Annotated in this window: 5 protein-coding genes; 3 read left to right on the top strand and 2 right to left on the bottom strand. The window is 37.4% G+C overall.

Translation table 11 applies throughout. From position 1 onward, the window contains the following. The first annotated feature begins 219 nt into the window (after positions 1-219). The 3 genes from MICAI_RS09065 (at position 220) to MICAI_RS09055 (ending at position 4,721) form a co-directional block, all read left to right on the top strand. Positions 220-1,740 carry a class I SAM-dependent methyltransferase gene (locus tag MICAI_RS09065; protein WP_008200704.1) on the top strand — a complete coding sequence of 507 codons (1,521 nt, stop codon included), beginning with the start codon at positions 220-222 and terminating at the stop codon, positions 1,738-1,740. A gap of 509 nt (positions 1,741-2,249) precedes the next feature. Next, positions 2,250-3,482: a hypothetical protein gene (locus tag MICAI_RS09060; RefSeq protein WP_008200702.1), complete on the top strand. Its 1,233-nt coding sequence runs from the start codon at positions 2,250-2,252 to the stop codon at positions 3,480-3,482. Between the two features lie 45 nt (positions 3,483-3,527). After that, positions 3,528-4,721 (top strand): FkbM family methyltransferase, encoded by a 1,194-nt coding sequence (locus MICAI_RS09055; protein WP_008200700.1) that lies wholly within the window; start codon positions 3,528-3,530, stop codon positions 4,719-4,721. 125 nt (positions 4,722-4,846) lie between these two features. On the opposite strand, the gene MICAI_RS09050 is transcribed toward MICAI_RS09055, so the two are convergent. Both MICAI_RS09050 and MICAI_RS09045 read right to left on the bottom strand, forming a co-directional pair. Further along, entirely contained in the window at positions 4,847-6,451 is a 1,605-nt protein-coding gene (locus tag MICAI_RS09050; protein WP_008200698.1) for a glycosyltransferase family 4 protein, read from the bottom strand. Positions 6,452-6,812: 361 nt separating this feature from the next. Next, positions 6,813-7,931: a peptidylprolyl isomerase gene (locus tag MICAI_RS09045; protein WP_008200694.1), complete on the bottom strand. Its 1,119-nt coding sequence runs from the start codon at positions 7,929-7,931 to the stop codon at positions 6,813-6,815. Positions 7,932-8,205 lie beyond the last annotated feature (274 nt).

The following is an 8,205-nucleotide window of genomic DNA, read 5'->3' as shown; positions in this document are numbered from 1 at the left end:
GGCTCTTCTAGGTTCTGTGTGATAAGTTTAACTTACATAGGATCGATCTTTGTGTCCTCTGTGTCTGGAGTGGTTCCCTCCACTCCCTCGCCAGCAGGACTGTATCTCAGAATACATTTTACCCACCAAATCCAAAAGAGCCAATCTAGGGGACATGGCTCTTTTCCTGTATAATCAAGTCTTAATTTTATGACTTGTCATTATATTTGAGGAAAATCTATGAGTTGGACAGAAGGATATGTATCGGAAGTTAACTACACTAGCGGTTTTTACGGCGAGTTAAGTCCCCTAAAATTAGGTTTAGCCACTCTGATTAAATCCATTCAACCCCCCGATTCTAGCCAAGAATTTACCTATTGTGAATTGGCCTGTGGTCAGGGTTTTACCACGAATATTTTAGCGGCTACCTATCCCCAGTCCCAATTTTATGCCAATGATTTCAATCCTAGCCATATCGCCACCGCCAGAGATTTAGCCGCCAAGGCGGGGATGAAGAATATTCTTTTCTTTGATGATAGTTTTGAGGAATTTTTAGAGCGAGATTTACCTCAATTTGACTTCATCAGCTTGCACGGAATTTATAGCTGGATTAGTGCCAGAAATCGCCAAGCAATAGTTAATTTTATTCGCCGCAATCTCAAGGTGGGGGGATTAGTTTATATCTCCTATAATGCCCTGCCGGGTTGGTCGGCGGCGATGCCGATGCAGGCTTTAATGTTGCGTCATGGTCAACACAGTTCCGAACCAATTTTAACCCGCATTGAACAGGCTCTTAATTTTACAGGAGAATTATTAGAAGCTAATGCTAGTTATTTTGCCCAAAATCCAATTTTAAAAAATCGTTATGAGCGCCTGAAGGAACAAAATCGTTATTATTTAGCTCACGAGTATTTCAATCAGGAATGGAATTCTTTTTACTTCGATGAAGTGGCGAAAGAATTAGAGGAAGCTAAACTTAAATATGTGGGTTCCGCTCATATTAATGACCATATTGATGCGGTCAATCTCTCTCAGGCAGCCCAAGAAAAATTAGCAAAAATTAGCGACCCAATCTATCGGGAAGTGGTGCGAGATTTCTTTGTTAATAGCCAATTCCGCCGTGATATTTTTAGTCGAGGCTCCTTAGGTTTAACCAACCAAGAACAGGTTAAACAACTAGAAGAAACTCGGTTTGCTCTGATTGTTAATCCCGCAATTATCAAGTTCGAGCATCAGTTTCCCGTGGGAGAAGTTAAGTTACAGGAGACAGTTTATCAGCCAATTTGTGAAGTTTTGGCGGAATCTCCCCAAACTTTACTGCAACTAAAAAATCACCCCAAAACCTCAAATATTAACTTAAATGGTCTTTACCAAGCTCTGATGATTTTAACTGGTATTGGCTATATTCATCCTGCTGTGGATGAGCAAACTTGCCAACAACGGAAACCATCTACTGATGCTTTTAATAATGCAGTGAAAGCGAAAGCAGTCTATAGTGAGGAATTAAGCTTTTTAGCTTCTCCTTTGATTGGGACTGGAGTAGTGGTCAATCGTTTAGAACAACTATTCCTCTTGGCTAAATCCTCTAACCAAGATGCAGTACAATTTGTTTGGGAAAATTTGGCAAGTCAAGGCAAAAAAGTGGTTAAGGATGGGAAAACTTTGGAAACAGAGGAGGAGAATATTACTCATCTGAAAACAGTGTACGAAGAGTTTAGTAAAGAACGTTTACTAACATTGCAAAAACTAGGTATTGAGTAAATACTAAGTAAGTAATCTCATTGTAACCAGCTACTTAGTTGATGATAGGTGGTGCGTTACGACGGATTTTTACTTTCAAGTCAAAGCAGTAATTTTGGCCGTCTAACGCACCCTACGTTTTACTACTTAGTTGATGATAGGTGGTGCGTTACGACGGATTGTTACTTTCAAGTCAAAGCAGTAATTTTGGCTGTTACGTTTACGTTTGGGAGCATCCCACTTTTGCAATAAGAAATTGTACTTAGATGCGAAATGCTTAGATGGCAAGCCTTTTCGGGAGTTCATAGATTTTTAACGGTTCTCTAAATTGTGTGATTCAAACCAGAATCGTTACTACAAAAGCCTTCTCCCCCTTCCGAGCATTTATACTCATTACATAATTGGGATGCTCCCTGTTACGTTTTACTACTTAGTGGTGCGTTACGACGGATTGTTACTTTCAAGTCAAAGCAGTAATTTTTGCCGTCTAATGCACCCTACGGTTTACTAGAAACTGGATATTTTTAACCATGACAGTCATCAATTTACAATCTTTCGAGAAAAAAGTTTTCTCCCAAAATGGAGAAGATGGTGTGATTGAGCAGATTTTCGCTCTCATTGGTTTTACCAATCGCTTTTATGTAGAAATTGGGGTAGAAGATGGCAGAGAATGCAATACGCGTTATCTGCGAGAAGTTTATGACTGTCATGGTATCCAGTTAGATAGGGATTATAGTAACCCAGAACTTCATCTCTATCAAGAGTTAATTACTGCCGAAAATATCAATCAAGTTTTTATCAAGTATCAGGTTCCCCACGAGTTCGATTTGCTTTCTATTGATGTGGACGGTAATGATTTTTATCTCTGGTTTAGTTTAGAAAAAATCTATCAACCGCGAGTGGTAGTAGTGGAATACAATTCTTCCCACTCACCCAAAGAAGATAAGGTTGTTCCCTACTCTACTCAGCGTTGTTGGGATGGAACAAATTATTTTGGAGCTAGTATTTTAGCTTGGAAAAATTTAGCAGATAAGAAAGGTTATTCCCTTATTTATGCCGATAGTCAAGGGATTAATTTATTTATGGTTAGAAATGATGTTTTAAGCGAAAAAAATCTCATTTTTTTAAATACAAATATCCCAGAGTTAATTTATGTGCCTCCTAATTATTATGGCTGCTTACCCTATAGAAATTTGGCAAAAGGTCATCCTCCCGATCCTTTGCAAAGAAAATATTTGAGTTCGCAAGAAATTTTACTAACAGGCAAATTTGCCAATATAATAGAGGGAAGTTATCAAATAGTTGCCCAGTTGAATAAGCGGGTAAGTTTTGCCGGTTATTTAGCTAATTTCCTTCATCCTCAATTATTCCGACAAGGGTTTTACTTACCCGAAGAAAATTTTACTTGGTTAAAAGGTGATTATGCTTTTTTTACTATCCAGCTTGACTGTACTGTTCCCCTACTTATAGAATGGCAAATAGTGACAGTTTTTCTCTCGTCAGAAAACCCTACACTTAAGGTGGAGGTATGGGTAAATGAAAAATTAGTGGATATTTGGAACTTTGAATATAATCGTTTCCAAAATAATCTTCGTAAGTTTATTTACTGCTCTAAAAATCTACTCAATGACAACTCATCTCTAATAACTATTGAACTAAAAATAGAGGGTTCCACATCACCTAAAAATTTAGGACTAAGCGATGATGATAGAAACTTAAGCTTGGCTATTTCTCAGATAAATTTTCTTTCTAGTGATTATTAACTTAATCACCAAAAATCTCTGACTCATAAAAATTGATGACTAATTATGTTTATTCAACCAGAAACTTTTATCGAATTTTGTTATGAAACTTTTTTGCAGAGAGCTGCGGATATAGAAGGTAAAAGATATTATCTGGAACAGATCAAATTAGGACGTTCTTTTCAGGAGGTTATCCAGTCTTTTTTACAGTCTTCTGAATTTCAGCATCATCAACAAAATAGCCAAAATAATCAAAATAATAATGAGCAGCAACGAAAATTTATTACTAACTTATACAAGTATTTATTAAAAAGAAATCCCGATAACTCAGAATTAGAATATTGGCTGACTACCTCCCATACTTTACCAGAAATATTACATATTTTCGGAGAATCAGCAGAGTATAAACAGGTCAATAATTTTAGTCTCAAAAAGCCGCCAGAATCCCTGTATGGAATTATGATCAAAAGTGATGAGATTGACGGTTATTTACTCTATCCCACTTTTGATAAAGTCCAACTTCAGGAAGCTTTACAGGGAAAACCATTTCAGCTAAATGATTTTTTAGCCTGTATGACATTTCTGGAAAATCATAGTCTATTCCACCCCGATAAGTCTTGTTTTCTTGATTTGGGTGCTAATATTGGCTCCACATCCATTTATGCTTTAAAAGGTAATTACTTCCAGTCCGCTATCTCTATTGAAGCTTCGGGTTTAAATCATCAATTTCTGACTTTTAATACTCAGATTAACCAGTTAACTGAGCGATTACAAGCATTGAACTACGGATTAGCTAATTTTACTGGTACAGGAGAATTAGTTTGTAATCCTGATAATTGTGGCGACTTCCGTATTCAACCAGTCAATGTCACAGATAATTTGTTTAATGAAGACAACTATAGGCGAGAATTAGCCGAGTTTATTACTCTAGATGAGTTAAAGAATCGAGGAATCTTAAATCCTCGAAAAATTGGTTTTGTTTGGATAGATTGTCAAGGTAGTGAAGGACTAATATTTCAAGGAGGACAAGAATTTTTTCGAGAAATATCTGTTCCTTTATATGTAGAATTTTGGCCCTACGGAATTAATCGACTAGCTGGAAAGAAAAGTTATTTAAGCTTTATCGAAACTTTTGCCTCTAGAGTATGGAGATTGCACGAGGGAACATTTGTTGAAATAAGTTTAGATTTTCTCTATACATTTTATCAAGAGAATTTAAACACTGGGGAATATATTGATATTTTAGTTATTCCCAATTAAGCTTACTATAGCGTTTCCTAAGCTAGTGAGGTACACCTATTTTTCTTCCCTTTTGCCTTCTGCCTCTTGCCTTTTGCCTAAAACCCATCACTTTTGTACCTCAGCAGACTGAAAAACGCTATAAACTAATAGTTCTTTTTTATAAAGTAAGCAACTTTAGATTTTTTGATTACAATCTTAAGCAGTCTTTTAATAGCTGATTTTGCTGTAGATAAACTCTTAATTTTCTCTTGCAGACTTTCAATATTTTCTGATAATTGCCTATTCTGATTTTTGAACTTTTCCAGAGAATATTCCATTTCTTGAAGGGAGATAGATGTAATTAATTGCTGCAGAGATTGATTTTGTCTTTCTTCTTGTAATTTTCTTAATTCTACCCAAACCTGACCAGAAGGATTTTCTTGAACTTCGGTAATAGTTTTTAGGATAATTTGATAAATTTTTTCGGAATTTTGCTGCCAAGAAAATTGTTTATATCTCTCTAATCCTTTGTCTATTAGTTGCTGACGAATTTCAGGAATTTGTATTTTTTTGATAGCTTGTATCATCTCATCAATACTGATGCCGTCAATGTATAAAACTGCATCACCTCCTACCTCTGGAATCGCTGAATTAAAGCAAGTAATCACGGGACAACCACAGGCCATTGCTTCAATAATTGGTAGTCCAAATCCTTCATAAAGAGAAGGATAAACTAAGGCAATTGCACCCGAATAAGCGGTTTTTAAATCCTGATCATCTAATTTTAAGACATAGGTGGTAATATTTGGAGCTAATTTCGATAATTCTAGCTCTAACTCTAAATCACTACCGACACAGACCACAGCTAAATTATTATTTTCAGGTAAATTATTCCAAGCTTCAAAGAATAATTTGACATTTTTATAACCCTTGAGACTAATCCTGGAACCAACGATGAGAAAATATGGTTTTAAAATCTGATATTTTTGCTTAAAACTATCAATTTCTTTAGCTATACTTCGAGAAAATTCTTGGCTGACTCCATTATAAACAATATCAATTTTATCCTGGGTAATGTGGGGATAAAACTCAACTAAATCTCGAGCAGTATTAGCTGATATAGTAATATACCTAGATGCGTACAAAATTGCATAGTGTTTTTCCTGCCATTCTGGTTGATTTAAATCCGCTTGCAGGACTTCGGGTATCATGTCATGAACCATGAGAACTGCGGGAGTGAATAAAGGCGTTGTATAATAGGTGGAAATAAATAAACTTGCTTGCAGCTGATCGCAGATTGCTTGAATTTTTCTAGTATCCTTTCCACTATGATTATAATCGTAGGCTTCTAATAACCAATATTTTAAGTTTTTTAGCCTCGGTGCGGTTTGATTTCTATCTAAAATAATAATATGTTGACCAAATTCTGAGTTACTCCATTCTTGTAGAATTGAATACCAAACTCTCGCTATTCCTCCTTGGTTAATTTGAAAAATAACGCCATCAATCACAATAATAGGTTTGCTCTGCTCGGACAGAGATTGAATTAATTGTAAGTTTTCTCGCTCATCTTCAATGAAGGGTACACCTAGATCATGATTAACTTCTAAATCAGTAATATCCCCAAGCTGTACTTGATAGGTTTTACACACTTGATTATTCTTTTGCTGTTCTAATTTATCAGTTCTTTGATCAATAATATAGAGATATTTTTCTTGAAACTTTTGAACAATTTCTTGCTCTTTTTCTGAAGAAGTACTATCGATCACAGTAACTTAAATTCTCCCTTTTGATAGAAAACTTTTATTAATAAATCCTCTAGGCATCCCCGAATAAGCTCGGCTAAATTATCGGCAAAAACAGGGGCGAGAACTTTGATTTTATTAACCAATTTTTGATCGTGACTGCTGACTCCGACATAAGCGAATAGTGGACGATTTACCCTCCTCTAAGTTGAAAAGGTCGTTAACAGAGTAACATCCACTAACTGCATCGCTTTCACTAGCGGGGAATATTTGCCTCGACAATTGCCACTTTCTGGGGTATGGGGGGAAGTACCCAGAATCTGAGCTGCTTCCCCTATCTTGACTAATCTTTTGCCTTGACAAAACCTAGTTAAAAACCCCCACCCTAGCTAGGTTGGACGAGATTATTTAAGCCATAAACCACTTTAGCGGTGATAATCTTGTCCTTATCGGTAAGTTCTTCTAACACCTCTTTTCCCTCGACTAAATAGCCAAAAACCGAATAACGACCATCCATGAGATTAAACCCCGGAGGAGTTAATTCATTATCGAATTTAAAGAAAAAGAATTGCGAGGAACCTCCGTTAGGATTAGTATCCGGACGCGCTAGGGCCAATGCACCAAAAGCGTTAAAAGGTAAGGCGAGACTGGGTAAGTAAATCCCTAATTCTTCGAGAGTATTGCCATAAACTGGTTCTTCTTCCCCTTTAATCAAAATTTCTAAGGGAATAGAGCGATATTGCTTAGTTTTCGGGTCAATAAATCCCTCTTCGGCACCGACGGGATCCCCGGTTTGCACAACGAAATTATCTTCGCTGCGAATGAAGGGTAAACCGTCATAAAAACCCCGTTGGACTAAATCCACAAAGTTACCCCCATTAACCGGAGCGCTGTAACCATCCACAACGATGGTTAAATCTCCCTTGGTGGTCTGCATCTCTATGGTGGCACGTCCTCGCAATTGCGGCAAGTTAGCGTATTCCGGGGGAACGTTAAAGGGAAAACCCACCACCATTAATTCTTCTAAAGCGGTGATATGATTGAGCAATTCCCGTCTGGTTGACCAAACTGCCTCTTTATCCTTCGCTTCTACGGCCGTATCGAGGGCTGCCACTCCCGTTTTGAGTTTTTCGATTAATTCCTCCCCTTGGTTTTTACTGGCTTCGGGAACACTATCTAAGATAGCCTTGCTTTTGGTAGAAAGGGCATAATTGGCATCCTTGACATCTTTTTTAATCGGACTCCAACGTTTGGCCCGCAGATGTTTGGCAATATCTTCGATCGATTGTTGCACTTGACGAATTGGTTTATTATCTATGGGTAAGGCATTGCGTAAAATAGCGGTGGGATCCGTTACCGCATCACCCTGAGCAAGCACAGCCAAAGCAGGGGCAGTCCCCTTAACCGTGAACAGACTTAAGATTAAAAATAGTGCTAGGGCAATACTAGCAGCCCTTTTTAAGAAAAATTTGCCCGATTCCCGTAATCTTGTCGTTATTTTCATATTTTGGTTGGTTCCTCAATGGCCATACCTATCCAAAATACTTGTAGGCTTTTAGGGGAACCCTTGTCAATAGCTAAGAAAATCGATCGAAGCCATTATCAGTAATCAGTTATCAGTTATCAGTTATCAGTTATCAGTTATCAGTTATCAGTTATCAGTTATCAGTTGTCAGTTGTCAGTTCACCCATTACTGTTTACTGAAAAAAGGCTCCCCATCTCCCCACTCCCCCACCTCCCCAATTCCCCAATTCCCCACCTCCCCAATTCCCCACCT

The sequence above is a fragment of the Microcystis sp. T1-4 genome (assembly GCF_000297435.1).
Taxonomy (GTDB): Bacteria; Cyanobacteriota; Cyanobacteriia; order Cyanobacteriales; family Microcystaceae; genus Microcystis.
This window is presented reverse-complemented; position numbering and strand designations above follow the sequence as displayed.

Excerpts from the sequence above, each read along its gene's own strand:
- MICAI_RS09055 (WP_008200700.1), top strand. The coding sequence starts at position 3,528 with ATGTTTATTCAACCAGAAACTTTTATCGAATTTTGTTATGAAACTTTT.
- MICAI_RS09045 (WP_008200694.1), bottom strand. The coding sequence starts at position 7,931 with ATGAAAATAACGACAAGATTACGGGAATCGGGCAAATTTTTCTTAAAA.
- MICAI_RS09065 (WP_008200704.1), top strand. The coding sequence starts at position 220 with ATGAGTTGGACAGAAGGATATGTATCGGAAGTTAACTACACTAGCGGT.
- MICAI_RS09060 (WP_008200702.1), top strand. The coding sequence starts at position 2,250 with ATGACAGTCATCAATTTACAATCTTTCGAGAAAAAAGTTTTCTCCCAA.